The 20,726-nt window shown below is 33.6% G+C and carries 13 protein-coding genes and 1 tRNA gene; 10 read left to right on the top strand and 4 right to left on the bottom strand.

Features of this window, described 5'->3' with window-relative positions; genetic code table 11:
- From FLACOL7796_RS21300 to FLACOL7796_RS21255, 10 genes are all read left to right on the top strand, one after another.
- The coding region (locus tag FLACOL7796_RS21300; protein ID WP_173972806.1) for a toll/interleukin-1 receptor domain-containing protein at positions 1 to 735 on the top strand (735 nt) is incomplete at its 5' end.
- A gap of 115 nt (positions 736 to 850) precedes the next feature.
- On the top strand, positions 851 to 2,458 hold the full coding sequence (locus tag FLACOL7796_RS21295; RefSeq protein WP_173972805.1) for a hypothetical protein: 1,608 nt from the start codon (positions 851 to 853) through the stop codon (positions 2,456 to 2,458).
- Between the two features lie 19 nt (positions 2,459 to 2,477).
- A complete protein-coding gene (locus FLACOL7796_RS21290; RefSeq protein WP_173972804.1) occupies positions 2,478 to 2,861 on the top strand; it encodes a hypothetical protein in 384 nt (127 codons plus the stop codon).
- 15 nt (positions 2,862 to 2,876) lie between these two features.
- Entirely contained in the window at positions 2,877 to 5,366 is a 2,490-nt protein-coding gene (locus FLACOL7796_RS21285; protein WP_173972803.1) for an Hsp70 family protein, read from the top strand.
- A 2-nt stretch (positions 5,367 to 5,368) separates the two neighbouring features.
- Positions 5,369 to 5,824 carry a tellurite resistance TerB family protein gene (locus tag FLACOL7796_RS21280; RefSeq protein ID WP_173972802.1) on the top strand — a complete coding sequence of 152 codons (456 nt, stop codon included), beginning with the start codon at positions 5,369 to 5,371 and terminating at the stop codon, positions 5,822 to 5,824.
- A 489-nt stretch (positions 5,825 to 6,313) separates the two neighbouring features.
- A complete protein-coding gene (locus FLACOL7796_RS21275) occupies positions 6,314 to 7,426 on the top strand; it encodes a site-specific integrase (protein WP_232067428.1) in 1,113 nt (370 codons plus the stop codon).
- A complete protein-coding gene (locus tag FLACOL7796_RS21270) occupies positions 7,318 to 8,067 on the top strand; it encodes a site-specific integrase (RefSeq protein WP_173972801.1) in 750 nt (249 codons plus the stop codon). The genes FLACOL7796_RS21275 and FLACOL7796_RS21270 overlap by 109 nt, the downstream gene beginning before the upstream one ends.
- An 82-nt stretch (positions 8,068 to 8,149) precedes the next feature.
- A complete protein-coding gene (locus FLACOL7796_RS21265; protein ID WP_173972800.1) occupies positions 8,150 to 9,157 on the top strand; it encodes a PDDEXK nuclease domain-containing protein in 1,008 nt (335 codons plus the stop codon).
- A gap of 1,292 nt (positions 9,158 to 10,449) precedes the next feature.
- The gene (locus FLACOL7796_RS21260) at positions 10,450 to 11,457 is read left to right on the top strand and encodes an SMEK domain-containing protein (RefSeq protein WP_173972799.1); all 1,008 of its coding nucleotides are present in this window, start codon (positions 10,450 to 10,452) and stop codon (positions 11,455 to 11,457) included.
- A gap of 319 nt (positions 11,458 to 11,776) precedes the next feature.
- A tRNA-Ser gene (locus tag FLACOL7796_RS21255) sits at positions 11,777 to 11,864 on the top strand.
- Between the two features lie 491 nt (positions 11,865 to 12,355).
- On the opposite strand, the gene FLACOL7796_RS24740 is transcribed toward FLACOL7796_RS21255, so the two are convergent.
- The 4 genes from FLACOL7796_RS24740 to FLACOL7796_RS21240 all read right to left on the bottom strand — a co-directional run bounded on the left by FLACOL7796_RS24740 (position 12,356) and on the right by FLACOL7796_RS21240 (position 20,536).
- Positions 12,356 to 12,607 carry a hypothetical protein gene (locus tag FLACOL7796_RS24740; RefSeq protein ID WP_191408405.1) on the bottom strand — a complete coding sequence of 84 codons (252 nt, stop codon included), beginning with the start codon at positions 12,605 to 12,607 and terminating at the stop codon, positions 12,356 to 12,358.
- A gap of 335 nt (positions 12,608 to 12,942) precedes the next feature.
- Entirely contained in the window at positions 12,943 to 13,536 is a 594-nt protein-coding gene (locus tag FLACOL7796_RS21250) for a hypothetical protein (RefSeq protein ID WP_173972798.1), read from the bottom strand.
- A gap of 18 nt (positions 13,537 to 13,554) precedes the next feature.
- Positions 13,555 to 20,079, bottom strand: coding sequence for an RHS repeat-associated core domain-containing protein (locus FLACOL7796_RS21245; protein ID WP_173972797.1), 6,525 nt, complete (start codon positions 20,077 to 20,079; stop codon positions 13,555 to 13,557).
- A 4-nt stretch (positions 20,080 to 20,083) separates the two neighbouring features.
- A complete protein-coding gene (locus FLACOL7796_RS21240) occupies positions 20,084 to 20,536 on the bottom strand; it encodes a T9SS type A sorting domain-containing protein (protein ID WP_173972796.1) in 453 nt (150 codons plus the stop codon).
- Between the last annotated feature and the right edge of the window lie 190 nt (positions 20,537 to 20,726).

Here is a 20,726-nt window from a genome sequence, read left to right as displayed (position 1 = left end):
GTAAATAAGTCAATAAATAAAAACACTTCAATTTCATCTTTACAAAGTAAACAACGACAAATTCAAGGTTATCAAAATGATATTTACAATTGCAAAAAGAAAATTGCTGAATATCAAAAAAAAATTGCTGATAAATCTATTGAATTGGGAAAGAAAAAACAAGATTTAAGAAAGTCTGATGATGTAGAAATGAAAAAGCAAAACAAGCAACAAGAGGATTTCCAGAGAAGTTTACAAAGAAAAATTGAAGAGCAAAAAATTCAACTAGACACTTTAATTAATCAAAACTATTCCTCAAAACAAATTTTGGAAAATGAAAAAATATTAGAAGTTAAACAATATGATTTTTTTATTTCGCACGCTTCAGAAGATAAAGATGATATTGTAAGAAGCTTAGCCGATACATTAAAAGAAAATGGATTTGAAGTTTGGTATGATGAATTTGAATTAAAGATTGGTGATAGCCTAAGAAAGAAAATAGACTCAGGATTAATAAATTCAAGATTTGGAATAGTTATTATCTCACCTTCTTTTGTGAAAAAGAACTGGACAGAATATGAATTAAATGGAATGGTCGCTAGAGAAATGAACGGTCATAAAGTAATTTTACCAATTTGGCATAAAATTTCTAAGGATGAAGTTTTAAAATTCAGTCCTAGTTTGGCAGATAAAATGGCTTTAAATACTTCAATTCATTCTACTGAAGAAATAATTAATGCTCTCAAAAATTTGTAATACAAATGAGTAGTAGTTTTTAGTAAAATCATTTAGATGACTAATTCAATTCCTTAAAAACAAACACATTAACAAATATTCGCAAAAAATATTTAACTATAAAACGATTATGTAAATGCAATATATCAATCCAATTCAAATTTTAGAATTATCAAATACCATTGACGCAATAGGAATTGATACTGAAATTATAAAAAAAGCAAAACGAAAACTAATAGCTGATATTGATTTATCAGATAATGGATATTTTGAATATTACGGACTTCAACTAACAAAAGGTGAATGTGAAAAAGCAATTGACGAGCTTGCAAATAATGATTTGAAAGAGTTTTATTTGTATTTAGCTTCAAACAAAAAGCTCAATAGTTTTTTAGTGAATGGTAACGATGAAGTTTTTACAAACTTCAAGCAAGACAGTATTTTTAAACTGCCCGAGTTTATAGAATTCATTAGTCCATATTTTGCCCCTAAATTTGACAAAGCTCTATTAACAGCTTTTGAAAATGAAAACGTTGAACAAACAAAAGCCATTTTAAATACCTCTTCCTTGATTTTCCAAGCTAATATAAATACTGCATACAAGAGTGTTTCAAACAATATTCAAAATAAAATTTCAGAAATAGATGAAATTACAAAGGATATTAAAAACGAAGAAAGTGTTTATGATGAGAACGATATAGAAGATGTAATAGATTTAGTTAAAAAACACTTTCCTTCAAAAACTATAAACTGTTTACCTCTATATTTTCAAAGTCAAATTTTAAAAATTGCAAAGTCAATTAACTTTTTACAGTTATCAATTTGGGATGCTTTTGATAATTCACAAGTACCAAATGATTTATTGGAACATCTATTGACACTAAATATAGGAGGGTTAGACAAACCTACATTTGAAAGCAATTATAAAATTGTAAAGAAGAAGAACGATGAGAGGATTCTACAAGCTAAAAATGCACCTTTATTAAAGAAATGGGCAACGATGCTATTAGAGTTAAGAAAATTTATAAAAGAAGTTGAAAATAATACTACAACTTCTAATTTAGCGTACGAAAATCTTAAAAATCTATTTAGTATCAGCGAATTAAATTCTTTGCCAACTTTTGCAGATGACATTAGAACTCAAATAGGTTATTCCATAAGAAGTTTATCAATTTCTATTTGGAACAAGCAAAGTGATATAAAAAGTGCATTAGCCACAATAAATTTAGCTCTGCAAATTAATTTAGATGAAGAGGCAAAGGAAAAATTCAAGCAAGACCAAACAGAATTATACGAACTTGAAAAAAAATATCGTGGAGTTTTGGTTTGTCATTTTTGTGATAAAAATAGTCCTGATGATAATTCATCGATTTCAAAAATAATTTATAAAGAAACTTACCGTACTTACTTTCCAAGACGTGTACAATTTTCGGAATCTACAATTACACTTCCAAGATGCAAAAAATGTAGAGAAACACACGCAAATGGAAGTAGTCAATATTCTATGTATTTCTTTGGTTCTCTAATTTTAGGAGTTATAATTGGAGCAGTTACAGAGGATAGCCATTTCATTATTGGTGGAATTATTGGTGGAGTTGTTGGCTGGCTAATTGGAACGACAATAGAAGGAAATTCGGTAAGTAAAGAAGGTATAAAAGATACATCGGAATCTACATTAAGAAATCATCCATTATTAGTTGAAAGAATGAAACAAGGATGGACATTTTCAAAACCAAGTGCCTAAACTAAAAATATAAAATCAAATGCAAGAAATAAAAAAAGTAACCGTAAAAGTACCTCAAGCCTATCTTGATTTAGTCAATCAAATATTTGAAATTGAAAAAAAGGCAACAAACCTAAAAGAGGAAAACTCTATCCAACGCAATATTAATAAAATGAATGGTTTGCTTGAAGATGGATTTTTTAATGATGTTGGATTATCTTATCATAATCCATTAGGAGAAGATTATTCAGACACAAGAACAGATTGTGAAGCTACAATTTCAGGTTTAAGTGTTGAAAATCTTGAAATAATAGAAGTCATAAAACCAATTATCTTTTATTCTTACAAGGAGAATGAAATCGTAATTAAAATAATCGCACAACCTGCGGTTGTAATCGTTCAATCAAAAAATATTCATCAATAAAAGACATTCATCAAAATGGAAAATACAATAAATTACGGTATAGATTTAGGCACAACCAATAGTGCCATAGCAAAATTCATTAAAGGCGAAGTTATTATCTTTTCTAACCCACAAGACTACGGCAGAAATACTTTGCCTTCTGTTGTTTCTTACAAAAAAGATAAAATTACAGTTGGAAATAAAGCAAAAGAATTTTTAGAGAAAGACCCGAAAAGTGTTGTTGGGGTATTCAAAAGAAAAATGGGAACTTCTGAAAGTTTCAAAATTAAATCTATCAACGAATCTAAAACGCCAATCGAATTATCAGCACAAGTTTTAAAAGAACTTAAAACCTTTGTAAACACAGGCGATAATTTAGATGCAGTTGTAATTACAATTCCAGCATCTTTTGATACCATTCAATCAAACGCAACAAAGGAAGCAGGAATACAAGCAGGATTTAAACAAGTCGTTTTATTACAAGAACCAATTGCAGCAAGTTTGGCTTACGCCAATATGAAGAAAGAAAGAGAAATGCAAGAAGGGCAATGGTTAGTTTATGATTTAGGTGGCGGAACTTTTGACGTTGCTTTAATCAAAATTAAAGACGGAGAAATGAAGGTTTTAGACCACGAAGGCAACAACTTTTTAGGTGGTGCCGACTTTGACAATATGATAGTTGAAAAATTAGTCATCCCAAAAATTTGCGAAAAGTTTAATTTCTCAAATTTAGAAGATGATATGAAAAGTGCATCGGGTAAACTCAATGCTAAATATTATGTTTTATTGCGTAGAGCCGAAGAAGCAAAAATAACTTTATCATCAAAAACATCAGCAGAAATTATAGTTGATGGATTTGAAGACGAAGATGGCAACGAAGTTGATATGGAAATTGTTATCACTCGTTCCGAGTTCAACGAATTGATAAGACCAAATATTGATGGTACAATTAAAATGATTAAACAAATCCTCACAAGAAATTCATTAAAACCTATTGACTTGCAATTTACTTTAATGGTAGGTGGCTCAACATACATACCTTATGTACGCAGTCATGTAGAAGAAGTTTTACAAATCCCAGCAAATTGCGAAATTGACCCAACGACAGCAGTTGCAATTGGTGCCGCTTATTATTCAGCAACCAAGCCAAAAGAAATAGAAAAAACAGGGACAAAAGCAAAAACAAGTATTTCAATAAAAACATCCTACAATAAAGCATCAAAAGAAAAAGACGAGTTGTTTTCGGCAAGAATTACAGGCAGTACAGATAGTTTGTCTTATAGAATAACAAGGCAAGACGGAGGATTTGACAGTGGTATTAAAAAACTAACTGAAAGAATAAGTGAGGATTTGCCATTAGTTGATGGTGCATTTAATTTCTTTTCTCTTGTTGTTTATGACAGTCAAAACAACATTATAGAAACAGACATTGAGCCAATTGGAATTAATAGTGGTTTTGGAATAAGCGGACAGCCAATTCCAGAAGATATTTGTTTGGAAGTTGACGATTATGATAACCCAGGTAAAACAAGGCTACAATTAGTATTTCAAAAAAACACAATTTTACCTTCGAAGAAGACATTATCATACCCTTTAAATAAGACAATAATTAAGGGTTCAGAAGATGAAGTGATAAGAGTAAATATTTTAGAAGGCTCGCATTTAGCATTGCCAGAAGCTAATAAGGGCATTGGTTTTATGCAAATTACAGGAAAAAATTTAAGCCGAGATGTTAGCAAAGGTTCTGATATTGAAATTACAATAACAATTTCAGAATCAAGAGATTTAACAATTTCTGCATATTTAAATATGGCAGACCAAGAGTTTAAACAAACATTTAATCCAAAAGAAAGACATATTCCTGTAAATGAGTTGAAAGAACAAGTTGAAGACTTATCAGGCAAATTAGAATTTGAAATACAAGAAGCAACGGATAAAGAAGATTTTGAAACAGCAGGTGCTTTGAGTAAACTCAAAAAAGAAATGGAAACTGTAAGTGAAGAAACAGAAAGCCTAACAAATGATGATGTTACAGACAAACGCTATCAATTGGAGGACAAGAAAAGAAAAATTGCACAAGAAATTGATAGTGCAACAAAAAACAAAAGAATACAGCAAGTAAAAGCACACTATTTTGAGATAAAAGAAGAGTGCGAAAAAATGTTAGACGAAAATGGTAATGACCACGAAAGAAAAACATTTAATGATATTGTTGCACAAGAAAGCGTATTCTTCTCTACCAATAGTCCTTTAAAAATTCAAGAAAAATCAGATGAATTGCACAGCGTTTTATCTCGAATTCGCTGGAGAACACCCGATTTTTTAACAGATATATTCCAATGGTGTAAAAATAATCAAACAAGAATGAATGACCAAAATCAAGCAAAAAGTCTAGTAGATGCAGGAAATTTTGCAATTGAAAGTCAAAATTGGGATAGACTTTCAGAAATAAATAGTGGTTTACTAAATTTACTTCCAAGGGGTGCGGAAAAAGAAGCAACAACAAGAATAGGTTTTGGACTTTAAAAATGAAAAATGTAGATTTTAAAACTTTCCTTTTTAAGTCAGCAGTTATGGCAATGGCTTGTGATGGAGATATTGCAAATGAAGAAATAAAAGAAATAAAAAACATTGTAGCGAATGAAATTTATTTCATGGGTTACGATTTTGAAGAACAATTAAAAATCACTATTAAAAATATTAAGGTTAATGTAAAAAATGCTATTAACCAATATCTACAGGAAATTGCTACAAATGGCTTAAATGAACATCAAGAAATTTTACTTATTGAAGTTTTACTAAGAATTATACTAGCAGATGAAAAAGTAGAAGAAAGCGAAATTAAATTTTTGCAAATGGTAAAGGCAAAACTCAAAATAGATGAGCAAACTTTGACAGTTAAATTTCCTCACCACATTGAATTTTTAATGGATTTCAATAATTACGGATTACATGAAGAATTTACAAATGAAATCTCCATCTAATTTTAAACTGGTTAAATATTATTTACTATTTAAATGGAGAACCTTTTTTCGCATAAAGTATTCAAGCCTCCTTTTTAAACTAGTTCTATTTTGTATATATTTGTAAATAGTTACTATGAATGTTTCAAATTTGTTTGGTACCCTCATTGGTACCCTGAAAAATATATTTTTGTAAACCTTTGGATTCATTGGCTTGAAGCGATTTAGAGAAGAACCTCTTTCTCCGCCAGTAGAAGTTTCAAAAGAAACTTTAAAAGTCAAAAGCCTTTAAACACTAGTGTTTAAAGGCTTTTTCGTTTTTACACACTTTTCAAAAAGCACATGTTTTATCAAAGAATGGTGGCACAATTAGTAACCCACTTTTTTTGAGATCTTTTTTCTCAAAATTGGACCACTAAAGCAAAAGAATTCCCTGGGAATTCCCTGCTATCAATGGGCTCTCTTAAAATTTTTAATTCAATTTGATTATTAATTTTAAAACTAGATAACATGTTAAAAACAATTTTTCTGCTAAAATCTGGCAGAGTTAATCGAGACGGAGAAAGCTCCATTATTCTAAGACTTTCTTATAAAAACAAAATAATTACAATCGCCTCGGGAAAATTCATCTCGAAAGAAAGATGGATTCAGACAAATCACTTGAAAAATACATTGAAGGCGGAAAAAGAGAAGGTAATTAAAAGCTCTCTTGATCTTACGCAGCTTAATGCCGAAAAAAAGTTCACTGAACTCTTCAGGATTGACCCTGAAGTTGACTTGGAATTATTAAAAGCTGAACTCACAGGAAAAGTAAAAATCGATCAGCCTGAAGGCCCAACCATAATTGAGATTATGGACACTTACAACTTATTTTTTACCAAAAGAGTTAACTCAGGAGAGCGCGCACCGGCTTCTCTACAGAAGTATAAAAGAGCAAAAGAGCTGCTTTTAAATTTCATCAGTAGCAACTATAAAAAGGAAGATATGCCGGCATCTGAACTATCAAGCTCATTTGTCTTTAAACTGGAACAGTTCCTTAAGTATGAGAGCAGTTTTAAAGAGCAGACAGGTATCAAAAACAATTCGGTGGTAAAATATATGAAAATGTATAAAACTGCATGCAATTACGCCATTAAGATGGATTTGATCATAAAAAACCCATTCAACATTTATGACGGCAGGCTGAGTGTAAAAGATGCTGTTTTCCTAACCCAGCAGGAACTGAACACAATAGAGAACAAAATATTTTCAACGCCACGTCTGGAAAAAGTTAAGGACATATTTCTTTTCAGCTGCTACACAGGATATGCACCTGTCGATGCCTTGGAACTGACTCATAGAAATTTATCAGAAGATTCAAATGGAAATTTGTGGATTATGACCAGCAGAGCCAAAACTGCTATTAGAGCCAATGTTCCTGTACTAGCAACAGTTGAAAAAATTATTGCCAAATATAAGAACCAACAGAAAGGTCTTATCCCAAAATCATCAGTAGCAACTATAAAAAGGAAGATATGCCGGCATCTGAACTATCAAGCTCATTTGTCTTTAAACTGGAACAGTTCCTTAAGTATGAGAGCAGTTTTAAAGAGCAGACAGGTATCAAAAACAATTCGGTGGTAAAATATATGAAAATGTATAAAACTGCATGCAATTACGCCATTAAGATGGATTTGATCATAAAAAACCCATTCAACATTTATGACGGCAGGCTGAGTGTAAAAGATGCTGTTTTCCTAACCCAGCAGGAACTGAACACAATAGAGAACAAAATATTTTCAACGCCACGTCTGGAAAAAGTTAAGGACATATTTCTTTTCAGCTGCTACACAGGATATGCACCTGTCGATGCCTTGGAACTGACTCATAGAAATTTATCAGAAGATTCAAATGGAAATTTGTGGATTATGACCAGCAGAGCCAAAACTGCTATTAGAGCCAATGTTCCTGTACTAGCAACAGTTGAAAAAATTATTGCCAAATATAAGAACCAACAGAAAGGTCTTATCCCAAAAATTTCCAACCAGAAAATGAATGCTTATCTCAAGGAAATTGCTGATGTCTGCGGCATAGACAAGCATCTTACATGGTATGTTGCCAGACATACCTTTGCCACCACTGTCACTTTAGGGAATGGAGTAAGACTGGAAAATGTTTCGGCAATGATGGGACATACAAACACTAAACAAACCCAGCATTACGCAAAGGTTTTGGATGTGAACATAATGGAAGACATGGAAAAACTGAAATCTAAATTTAGGTAAAATACTTTCAAAAAAAGGTTTCTTGATTTGAAACCTCCTTTTAAAACTTAATCAACTACGCCTAACTATTAAATTAAAAAAAATGCTAAAAAACCATTCCATAATTCCTGATATAAAAGCAATAATTGAAACTTCAAAAGAACGCGCAATTAGAGCTGTCGACAATGAAAGAACTGCGATGTATTGGTCGATCGGAAAACGAATTTTCGAGGAAGAACAGCAGGGAAAAGAAAGAGCCGACTATGGCGCTTATTTAATTAAATATCTTGCAGAAGAATTACAGCCGCAATACGGAACTGGCTTTTCAATAAGGCAGTTAGAACGATATCGCCAATTTTACAGAACTTTTCCAATTGCGTCCGCACTGCGGACGCAATTGAGCTGGACACAATATAAACTTTTAATATCCATTGCTAATCAGGAAAAAAGAGACTTCTATATTTCTGAAAGCATTAAAAACAATTGGACATCGCGCCAGCTGGAACGCCAGATAAACAGCAGTTTATACGAACGACTTTTAATAAGCAGTGATAAAGAAAGCGTATTGGCAGTAGCCAAAAATGAAAAATTACCTTCAGATGCGCGGGAAATTATAAAAGATCCAATGTATTTGGAATTCTTAGGCTTGAAACGTGAAGCCGCATACTATGAAAAAGATTTGGAGCAGGCAATTATCACTCATCTTCAGGAGTTCTTATTAGAAATAGGAAATGGATTTTCATTTATTGCCAGACAAAAAAGAATACATATCGGTGGAGATGAGTTTTTTGTCGACATGGTTTTGTACAATAGATTACTTCAGTGTTTTGTTTTAATAGAAATCAAAACGCACAAGCTTACCCATCAAGATATTGGACAATTGCAGATGTATGTCAATTATTATGACCGCATTGAAAAAAACGACAACGAAAACCCTACTATAGGAATATTGCTGTGTGCTGATAAGAATGACGGAGTAGTTAAATTCACATTACCCGAAAACAACAAAAGTATAATTGCAAGCCAATATCATTTATACCTTCCGACTGAAGAGCAACTACTTGAAGAAGTCAAGAAAGAACTGGCAAATTTCGAAGAAGACAAAAAATGATTTTAAAAATAAGTTCCAGAAATTCACAACGTAGTATCCGAAGACGATTTAATTAAATGAGGTACGAATAAGGCACAAAACAGAAAGCCTGCAGAAAATCTGCAGGCTTTCTTAAATCCAGCTAAATCTGTGACGGTAATTCATCAAGTCATCTTAATGTTGCAGAGTCTGCAGTTCTACTTCTATCATAAACAACAGCTCCTGCACTATCTTTATTAACATATCTAACTGAAAAACAACACCATTTGCATAAACTTATTTTTATATCAGCACTAAAAGCTAATATTGATACAACATTAAAAGCTAATACTCAAACAACATTAAAATTCTTTTTAAAAAGACCTTTAAAAGACAGGGAACGCTTCCAGTTGAACTTAAGTCCTATATTTAACCTCATATATTTATAAAGATTTCTATAGTTTTCTATACATAAACTCATAACTCTATATAGATCTTGGACAGAATACATCTCAAATCTTACCATCATCAAATTATAAAATTTAAAGGCAAAAAAAACACTAAACGTTAATTGGAGGGTATGCCTTTTTGGCCACAAAAAACTAAGGCGGTTTTTAAAATATTTCACCGGTCAATGTTTTGTAGCAGAATCGTGGCGCTCAGCTCTTATCAATAAGTCTGCTAGGAATAAAATCAAACTCTTTTCAACTTAGGTTCGAATGGCAGAGCTTCAATAATCTTTAACGATTTTATCTGAGTCTGAAAATATGGATCTCAATTGTCGTCACAGTGTCACGACAATTTCCTCTTAACTAGTTGTATAATGCTTTGAACATTTTTTCCCAAAGTTGATTCGTTATTTACTTTCGAATTGTGCCGACAGTGACGGCACAATTGGTTTTCACTATTATATCCATAGTATGGATTATGTAATTGCTTATTATTTTTCAGTACTTTCAATTAATTTGCCTATATTTTCTTTTACAAGTTGTTCTAATTGATAGGTCTCAACCCCTAAAGCTTTATCTAACCCGCGCATTGCATTGAACTTTTATACTTTTTGAATATGCAGGTTTCAAGCCTCAGGTTCGAATCCTGCTCTCTACGTTTATCACAAACATCACCGATTGTATATTTCCTTTTTTTATGGAATTCAACACGTTATCTGTATGTTGCGGAGTCTGAAGTAGTTCCGCAATCGAATGTTTTCGAGTGCAACTTCAAGAGTGTATTTCTAATTCTAAGAAACTGGGATATTTTAACTAAAAATCATTAATATTGGGGACATATAATCATAGTTTAAGGAAGAATTAATTAAAAGAACAAATCCATTTATGACAAGAGGAATTTTAATAGGGGAAATAGTTGACAGCTTAAGTAATCTTAACAATCAGATTAATATTAGATGCTCATTGGGCTTCACAGACTTGAATAAAGTCAGTGAAGATTTTTTTGCCAAGCTTCTCAATAAAATATATTCATACAGTTTAATAAATCTCAATTCAAGCAGAAGCAACGAGCCTGGAATTGACATTGGTGATGAAACAAATTCAATTGCTTTTCAAGTAACCTCGCAGGCTGACAGTAGTAAAATAAACAGCACGTTTGAAAAAATAACACAGGAACAGAAAAAGAAATTTAAATTAATTAAAATATTAATTATTGGCGAAAAACAAGGTTCTTACACAGCAGTAAAACCGGAATTAATAGATGCATTCAAATTCACTAAAGATGGTAAATCTGAACCCGAGGATTTTATTGATTTCAATATTATTGATATCAAAACACTTCTCCGAGATATAATTTCGCTAGACTTCAAGCTCATACATACAATTTACAAATTTATAAAAGAAGAAATTCAAGATTTAATAATAGAGCTGGAAATTCCCAGAGCTGATGGTAAATTTCCCACCTCACTTTTAAGCCATAGAGAGATCAAGCCTGAAACAAGAGCATTAAATGCAAAAAAAATCTTAGACCTGAATGAATTCGAACATTTCTCATTAAAGGAGATAAATGATTATTTTGATAAACTAACTGCCATTACCAGAGTGACAAGAGAAATCTACTTCTTTATAATTGATGAAGGTAAATGGGAGGATGACACTTTTAGCATATATTATGACGATGCCATAAGAATTCTGAATATAAATCCGAAAAGGTTAGAAAGTGAATTAAAAATTCTTGAACGCAAAAAGCTCATCTTCGATCGTGATGAAGAAGAACCTAAACTTATAATAAAGGAAGGACTCGATATAGGATCTATGTTATGGTTTATTAAAAGGGATATGAACTTACAGGAAATAATTATAAATTTAGATTTCACTAAACTTGATGATTAAATTAATTATCAAAAACTTTATGCATAAATTTTTCTGTAAGGCAAATATAATTCCAGTAGAATTTTCAATAATGTTTTCGAATGGAGCTTTCAAATAAAAAAGAAAAAAGCGTGGAAAGCAAATCGTTCCATGCTTTTTTTCCTAATGTATTTTGTAACAAGGTTGTATTATAAACATCTGTTAATTCTAAAACTCATTAAGAATTTATTTTAATCAAGATCACATTTTATTTTCCATATAAATAGTGTCAAAAAAATTTTTACAATCGAAAAAACATTTTATCTTTGCACCCGCAATGAGAGAATGATTGCGTCTTACTGGAGGAATGGCAGAGCGGTCGAATGCGGCAGTCTTGAAAACTGTTGACTGTAACAGGTCCGGGGGTTCGAATCCCTCTTCCTCCGCCAGATAAAGTCCAAAAATCGACTTATAAAAATTAAAAGCCTTTAAACACTGATGTTTAAAGGTTTTTTCATTTGAAATGGTATCGAACCATTTCTAAAAAAAGGTTCCCTTTTTAGTTGCCCATTCTACTTTGAGCTCCTTTTAAAATCTGGGATAACTGATTAAATTTTATGATTTGTTGTTTCTCAGTATTTTATCGATTTTGCCGCTGTCGTATAAAAAAACATCTCTCAGCTTAATGTAGGGCAGAATTCCGGTCTGTCTGTATTTTATAATAGTGTTATTTGACAACCCAAACATTTTTTTAAAATCATCATTTCTGTAGTATTCAGGCCTCAAGACTTTCCCCTGGTTGATTTTTGAATCCATCACCTCAATTCTTGCCAGCACAGGGGTTATCAACTCCTTCACTTTGATCACATAAGATTGTCACTTTTCTTTCTTCATTATTGGCGAGTTTTTTAATTATTATTAATTTTTCCTCCTTTCCATTCTACCAGCTCTCCAGCCTTCTCTTACGCTCCTGTATTAATGCAATAAATTCATTTAAAAATTTAATCTGTTTTATCCTGGTAAAACTCTGTCCTGTATTTTTTTCAAAATCGGAAAGATGCCTCGATCCTGCTCCCCATGCTTTTCCAATAATTTTTGCAACAATGCTGTTGGATGTACTTCCTTTCGCTACTAGTTCAAAGTAATAGATCTTCTTATCTGCCTTATAGGAATGATTGGTCATATCAGCCACAACCTAAAAAGTCTGCACTTTAAAACTGTCCATCAGGGCATCACTAAATTTTGTTATTAAGCTCCCAGAGTTTGATATATTTTTCTAATCCCATAAAAAGCAGTGAACCTGAGTGTTATTTATTGAGATCATCCTAAAGACACATAGAGTTCGGTAATTGTAATAAATAATTTTACTGATAAAATAATCTTTGGCAATATTCTTTAACCCTTACTTCACGGCACTAAGAAGCGCAATGGTATCGCTAAGATCATCACTGGAAATATAGTCTAGTACAAAATCTTCTGCTTGTTTTTTATGATCAGGCATATTAGATGCTATAATAACCTTCTGTATTATCTTTTTATATTCACTTTCTTTTCATTACCGGACATATAATAGGTAAAAATAGGATTATCATCGTACTTTACGCTAATCTTGCAAGTTTTGTTAAATTGGTTGTTAATAAAAATTCGCGAATAATTTACACTCTTATGTGGAAGCACAACAATACAGTCATTCTCTATAACTCCAATTATGAAGTCCTGATTCTTTTTGGTTTTCTCATTGGCAAAATTTTTATTATATAATTTTTCACCGAAATTATGCCTCAATAACTCAGTTTGTTGATCATGTAAATTCTCATCATATACCTTTTGTTTGTTTTTTTTGTCAGCTGCAAAAACAACTTGCCCGGCAGAGGTGTTTTTTTCATCTTTCAAGGACTTTCCTTCCTTAGTAACTGTCAGAATTATATTTTTCTTGGACAAGTACAAAGTATCAGAACTGTTATTCTTAATCTTAAAATACAGTATTACCTGTTTGGAAGAATTGGCAAATTTTTCAAAATCCAAATATTCAAAGTCAACTTTTCGTGAGTAACTTTGACTGGCTACTGAGAAAGAAAAACCGAAAGAAAATAGGACTGCTGCTAGTATTGAATATTTCATTGTCATTTTTTTTGATTTTTAAAATCCTGGTATTTTTTTATAATCGTAATCTTCATGACTCATATAAGAATCGCGACTTTGTTTTAAACTTATCATTTCATCGTACATAAGGTTATTTTTTTTGTAAAAATCATAACTATAGGAGTACGCTGCATTCTCAGAGTAAATTGTTTTATAATTGGTTCCAAAATGCATAGCGTGATAAGTATGAATCAGTTCATGTCCTAAAGTAGCTTCTAAATAAAGTGTATTTAATCTGTATCTGAAAGCATTGGCAATATAAATATGGCCGTTTCCACTTATCCCTCCAATTTGAGTACTTCCGGCATCAGAATTAATATATTTGGTTTTAGAATTATATGAAAAAACTTCCCCTTCCGAATAAATTCCGCCTTTTGGCATCCTACTGGCCCACTGCAGGGATTTAACCCCATATTTTTTTCTGAAATCAGCTCCGAATCTTTCTTCTGCAAATTCATTTAATGTCTGAATATCATCTATCATATGGGCAAAATGATTCAAACCAGAAACAAATAACCCCGTAACTGCGCCCTGCCAGAAATTCCCCCCTGTTAAAGAAGCTCCCGCACCTCCCGAAATAGTCCCAAATGCAATGGTACCTAAAGAATTATTAAACCCAATTGCCCCACTGATTCCTTGGTGCTGGGTTAATGTCTGGGTATAATTGCCATTATCTGTTATAGTATCACCACCACCCCATGCACTCGATGCTACACTGCTTAAGGCTCCTGCTGCAAAACCACTCCAGAACTTACCTCCTGATATTGAGGTCATCCCTCCCTGAAAAGTTCCATGGGCAACTGCCTGAAAGGAAGCTTGCGAATAAAAATTTGAAAACAAAGCTGTGGAGGCACTACCAATACCAAAAGTTACTGCTGAACTTGCAGCTCCAATTACAGCTGCCTTTACAAGTCCGCCTACACTAAAAGGTACATCGGCAATCAGTGCAGTAAGAGTATAACTGGTAATTGCTATGGCAACGCCAATTATAACTGCTGCTCCTAATCCAAATTCTTCACCACTTCGGTCGGTATAGAGTAAAGGATTATTTAAAACATAAGCATATCTATTATAATTTTGTGTGTTCTCAGGTTGTTGTATAAAATTATCAGGCATTAAAAAAGTACGTAAAACCGGATCATACAAACGACCATTCATATGAATTAAACCTACTTCACCTAAATGCTCATGCCCTGTATAACCGCGATCAAATAGCATAAGTCCGGCAGCAGTTCCATCCGTTGGCAATGTAATTGCAATTCCATTTTTCTGCAATTTAGCCAAATTACCCCAGGCATCGAACTGTCTTCTCTCCACAGGGGAGCCTGTTTCATCTGATAGCGCAACTATACTGCCTAAATAGTCACGATGAATATAATATTTTTTCTCGACAATTGCACCAGATGCAATGGTCATTGTTTTATCAATATATAAAGGAGCTGTATAGGCATTTCCTCCAATGTAAGTTCTAATTGTAAGGGTCGTAGGAGTTTTTAAAATTTCCACCGATCCGTCATCACTATAGTTTTTTGATTTCGAATAGGTACTTGTCCCTCCTGGTACAAATTGAAATCCATAATTCATAGTTTGTCTCGATAGATGCGAACTGTATAAAAATGTTGTGCTTCCTTTATCACTTTCATTAATGGATATAGGGGTTTTAAACATTGTGTAATTCACAGTCTGCTTGGGTAAATTAGTATAATATGTCGTCCCTTGCGCAGAAAGGTTTACTTCAGTTTTCTGATAAATTCCTGTACTTAAATTAGCATTGTAACTTATTGAGCCTAGCTTATTATGGGTCGTAATCCTTCCCTTATTATCATAGGTATTAGAATCCAGAATTCCTGTTAAAGGATTTGTCCAGCTGGTGAGTCTGTCCATATTATCATAGATAAATTCCTCTGAAGTTCCCAATGCAAGATTTTGCCTATTACTAAGAGTCCCTTTTACACCATTAAAGCTATAAGTATTATAGAGTATATCAACGCTGTTTTTTGTGTGTTTCTGAGAACTTACATAAGAATTTGAGTCGTAAATATTTGTAATGGCTACGCCATTTCCTAAACTTTCTGTTAAGGATTGCATCTTTTCGTTAGCTGTTGTGAACTGCCACAACATAACGTCATTTGCATCTGTTATCTTATCTTTAAAACCGTTATAGCTATTGTAAGAAGTTTTATGCACTACACTAGAACTTAAACCTGTAGAGAGTTCTTGCGTAGCGTTGGTTTCGGTTAAAACCCTTCCATAATCATCGTAACTTACTGTTTTAGTCTGCACGAAACGATTATTGCTCTGAGTATTACTTATCACCCGGTGTAACGGATCATATCCATAAGTAAAAACATCTATTGGAGCCCCTACTGATGTTTTACTCGTTTCACTGGTAAGCTGCCCAAAAGAATTATAAAGATAATCAGTTTCGATATCGGTACCATCTCCCAATAGCTTCTTTTTAATGATTTTTCCTAAAGAATCATAAGTTATATTGGTTTGCCCTTTAGGAGTACCTTCATTAGTAAGTTGGCCAAAAGCATTGTATGAATATGTATATGTTCCCGCGTTAGGATCCTTTCTTTCTGTTATGTTGCCCCATCCGTCGATACCTATTGATACTTTATTACCTTCATAATTTGATTCCTTAAGCTGTCCGTTGGAGTAATAAATAAAACTTATACTTCCGCCTGAATCCGTTGTCTCTACAGTATTGCCCAATGCATTTACAGTAGTGGTAGTAGTCTTGGTATCGTCCTGACTGGTAGTGGTTAAAGCTAAATAAGAAAAAGTTTGTATTCTTCCCGAGGGCTTAGTTATAGTCTTAGGACGCATTAGATAATCGTATTCATAAGTTGTCCATCTGCTGGGATAGGAAAAATAAGGTTCACTTTCTCTTGTTTTTCTTCCCAGGCCGTCATACTCGATTTTTTGTGAAATAGTAGAATTCAGAGCTAATCCCTTGACTGTGGAAAGCACTAATCGTCCCATAACATCATATTCTTTAATTTCACTGCCCCCAATATTATTTGTGGTGGTGGTAGTATATCCACCATTAGCCAATTTTAAATAGCTTGTATTGGTTGAAATAATATTTGCAGAACTGTTCACACGTGCATGATTGGTCAATTTCCCCCAATTATCATAATAGTAACTCTCCACAACATTTAAATAATTTTTGGAATAACCCATCTGCCCCAGATTATTATAGGTAAATTCAGTAATGAAGCCCTGGTGATCTGTTTTTTTAATCACAAACCTTTTTGTGCTATCGTACTCATCTGTGACTGTTCTGGCAGCAACAGTGGTAGGAGCATTGGGTGCTGAAACAGTTTTACTAAGTATATTTCCAACTGCATCATATGTCATATCCTCAATTAGGGCATACGAATTATGTCCTGTTTTTTCTGTCTTCACCACGTTATTTCCTGAATAAGTATATTTTATTTCGGAATTTCTGCTGTCACCTGTATTGATAAGGGAATTGGTATTTACCTGTTTGGGTCTACCAATATAATATGTATTACCATTACCACCGGGATTATGTAAATGTTGGGTATCAATGGTAGTGGTCCCGTGGAGTACACTTCCTCCAAACTGCTTTAATATACTTTTGGTTTCTAAGCCATAATAGGCCGGTGATGTAACCACACCGTCGTAGGTAAAAGTTTGTTCCGATCGTATCCCTGTAATGGAATTAAGAGTTGTCTGAGAATCCAATAAGACATTATAAACTTTTGAACTGGGGTTGGTATAATTCGAAAATACATTGGTTTTTGTGCTTATCAGATTCGACGGCACGGCATCAAATACTGTTGTCCCCACGGTACTTGTCCAGGTAATGGTATTGGCACCGCGTAGATTGATATCGTTAAACTGTGTAGTCCATATCAGGGGATTTGAGATTGAAAGATACCAGCTGCTTCTGCTTGTTTTGATAAATCCAACTGTTCCATAATTATAATTGGAAACAAACCCCCTATATTTAAAATCCTGATATTTAGAAACCCCATTTATAGTTGCCGTAAGTTTTGAAACCAAGTAACTACCTGAGTTTCGGATAATCTCAATATTGGGGTACGTTGCACTTTGTGAAGAGGAATAAAAATCTGTTGCAGAATTTCCCAGACCTCCCCCCACAGCCTCCATAGGAAGATAGTCGATTGTCTGGACAATATTGCCACTAGATTCACTAACGGTCTTTAATCGGTTTTCCCTGTCAACATTTTTATTGAACTGGTAGTATTCAATCTTATTATAATGCCCTCTTACTACCAACAAATCAGTATTGGCTCCATTATGTCTGTAATTAGAAGGTACAGGAATGGGAATATCAGGTGAATTTGAAGTAAAAACCCCCGAATCATAAGTCAGATTAAAACCCGAACCACTCACTTTACCAATGTTATTGGCAAAACCTGTTACCTGCCACTGCGTGTCATGATTATTTATGCTCCAGTCATCTTTATAGTATTTTCTCCAGACGCGTACCAGATCAGATTTACCATCGCCATTAATATCCATTGCATAATAATTACTCCAGTGTCTTTGGGTTTTATAGTAGCTTCCGGTATCTGGCCAATATTCCACAATACTTAAGATTTCCTTGGTGAAAAATTCTCCACCTGCCGGGTTGGGATTACTGTAATAGATATTCCATTCTGTCTGGTTGGGCGCACCGTCACTTGTTGGTATCATAATATCAGTTTTCCCGTCCCCATTATAGTCTCCCAAAAGAAACGCTTTTAAAGTAGAAAATTGGTTTATATTTCCTGAGCCTATAACTTCAAGCTCCACCCATGGGGCAGCGGTAAGTTGTCTAAAAGATATTATTTTATAAGAAGAACCTGAAAATGCTAATATATCCGCCTTGCCATCCCCATTAAAATCAGCTACATATTTAGGAGTGTCTGCTAAATTCCATCCCGCAGTATTAAAAAGTTTAGCAAAGCCGCTTGATCCCAGTGTTGTAGAACTATTAGGGTTCATATCTGCAATAAACAGATCTTCACCATTGGACTGTAGTATAAGGTCGCATCTGTAACCGCCGTTTCCCCCACCGGGATATAGCTGATACATTTTTTGATCTTTGTACCATTTGCGCTTCGGGTTAATGATCAACATTTCACTAATACCATCTCCATTGAAATCACCCTCTACAAAAGTGCTCTGCACTGGCCATTCCTGAGGTACTGTACAATAATCCAGATTCCCCTGGTGGTAGTTAACACTGGGAAATGAAACCAAGTCGTTAAGATGCTGCAGCTCCTGTGTATCTGTTGTAACGGTTTTGGTGTAACTTAATTGTAAAGCGTTATTAACTAAATTATAAACCTGGAAATCCTTGGTATTTGTACCGGGATTAGCAATAATGATTGATTGGAACTGGTTCATCTTATTATTAGATAATGTAGTGCCGGTGAACTTTCTTTTCAGGATATCAAAAGCAAAATTTGATGGTGCATTTCCACTGTCTCCTGTAAATAGGTTGGTAAATATCTGATTACCGGCAACAAAATCCAGTCTTCCATCACCATCAAAATCTCCTGCAAGATCTGTTTTATCAAACATAAGGTTATTGGTATAGGTTTTTTCAGTTCTCTCAGGAGTGGTAGGGGCCGGACTGTATTGAAAAATGACAGGATTTGATACTTCATTTTGTGCGTTAATTTCCTGAACGCTTGTTAATCTGTCATAACCCAACGTAGAATCCACAGTATGGGAGAGTTTGTAGGTCCTGAAAATAGCACTACTGGCATAAACCTGAATATAATCTAAAATTTTTGTAGCATACACTGGTCCCCCTTTTATATAGTCACGCTCGACACGGCTGGAATTTTTATAAATGAAACTAATCTTATCCTGGGCAGCAATTCCTGCTGTTGCATTTCCGCTAAATACAATATTATCAATGTATAGCTGAGTTGTATTATTATAGGTAACCGTAGTGTAATTATAATCAATGAAATTCCCGTTTACGTCCTCATACCTGACAATATACCACGAGTTCACTGAAGCTGAATTTTGCAGACTTCCGGATCCTTTGGATCCGTACCAGGATCTTGATCCGTCAGGAGAAGTAACAATAAAATAAGTAGTTGTACCTTCAATTATCAGCTCAATTTTTGAATTGCTCTTATATTCGGTTTGATAAGTAGATCCCGAAGCCCAGTAAACACCGGTCTTTATCAGTAATCTTTGGCCATCAAGGGCCAATTTATCATCTGCATCAAAATCAACCCCATCAGTATAACCGTCAATATCACGTCGTGTAGCTATCCGGCTTATTGTAGAGATGCTGTTGATTGTCCACCCTTGTCCCGCAAGTCCGCCTCGCACACCACTGCTGTAGCTAAGATTTATAATTGGGGCCACATTTTTTATACTCGGTGGTACAGCGATAGGTAAGTTATAGGTTGCCGTGCCCGCAGCTGAAATTTGCAATTCCCCTTTAGTATCGGTGAAATTTTGACCATAGCCCGTTTGCATAATTAAAAACAGTAGCAGAAAGTAAAGTTGCTTCATATGTTTATTGTTTAATTATTTTGATTGTTTTTTGATCACCATTTGCGTAATTGATCGATATCAGATAAACACCATTTGAGTATTCCCTAAAAGGAATATTCAAACTATTGGCTGAAGACACCCCGTGATAACTTTTTACCACAGTACCTAAGATGGAATAAACCTCCACTGAGTTTATGGCATTCTCTGAGGTCAGTTCCCATCTTAAATATAACTCTTCCCTGACAGGATTAGGATAATAGGAAAAAGAATCAGTCTGGGAGAATTTTTGCAGATCGTCCTCCGTCAGGGCTTCTTCTTTTATATCCTTTGCTGGTTTTGCAGTCAAACAACTTCCAAAACAGATTTCCCGGTTGATTTGGTTACCAGCAGTATCATAAGAAAATTTGACTTTGTTTTGAGACTGCGATGTCTGAATAGAGCACATTATAATTAAAAGAGTAATTATTTTATTCATAATTTTACAGTTATAATTTGTTTTTTTTATATGAAAGTACTTTTAGCTTTTATAAGGCGGGAAGTATGAAAAACTAAAATCTTTGATCTTTAACAGTTTAAGCTTAAAAATACGTGTAAACATAATTTTTTTTTTAATTCATTTCCTACGTTTTTAAATATCGGCAATAAAGTGATTTGATGATTGTAAT

The organism is Flavobacterium bizetiae, from assembly GCF_902804475.1.
Taxonomy (GTDB): domain Bacteria; phylum Bacteroidota; class Bacteroidia; order Flavobacteriales; family Flavobacteriaceae; genus Flavobacterium; species Flavobacterium bizetiae.
Note: the sequence above shows the minus strand (reverse complement) of the source record. Positions and strands in the feature narration are given on the sequence as shown.

Coding starts and splice junctions, on each gene's coding strand:
- FLACOL7796_RS21250 (WP_173972798.1), bottom strand. CDS start 13,536: ATGAAATATTCAATACTAGCAGCAGTCCTATTTTCTTTCGGTTTTTCT.
- FLACOL7796_RS21265 (WP_173972800.1), top strand. CDS start 8,150: ATGCTAAAAAACCATTCCATAATTCCTGATATAAAAGCAATAATTGAA.
- FLACOL7796_RS21280 (WP_173972802.1), top strand. CDS start 5,369: ATGAAAAATGTAGATTTTAAAACTTTCCTTTTTAAGTCAGCAGTTATG.
- FLACOL7796_RS21295 (WP_173972805.1), top strand. CDS start 851: ATGCAATATATCAATCCAATTCAAATTTTAGAATTATCAAATACCATT.
- FLACOL7796_RS21275 (WP_232067428.1), top strand. CDS start 6,314: ATGTTAAAAACAATTTTTCTGCTAAAATCTGGCAGAGTTAATCGAGAC.
- FLACOL7796_RS21290 (WP_173972804.1), top strand. CDS start 2,478: ATGCAAGAAATAAAAAAAGTAACCGTAAAAGTACCTCAAGCCTATCTT.
- FLACOL7796_RS21260 (WP_173972799.1), top strand. CDS start 10,450: ATGACAAGAGGAATTTTAATAGGGGAAATAGTTGACAGCTTAAGTAAT.
- FLACOL7796_RS21285 (WP_173972803.1), top strand. CDS start 2,877: ATGGAAAATACAATAAATTACGGTATAGATTTAGGCACAACCAATAGT.
- FLACOL7796_RS21245 (WP_173972797.1), bottom strand. CDS start 20,079: ATGAAGCAACTTTACTTTCTGCTACTGTTTTTAATTATGCAAACGGGC.
- FLACOL7796_RS21270 (WP_173972801.1), top strand. CDS start 7,318: ATGCCGGCATCTGAACTATCAAGCTCATTTGTCTTTAAACTGGAACAG.
- FLACOL7796_RS21240 (WP_173972796.1), bottom strand. CDS start 20,536: ATGAATAAAATAATTACTCTTTTAATTATAATGTGCTCTATTCAGACA.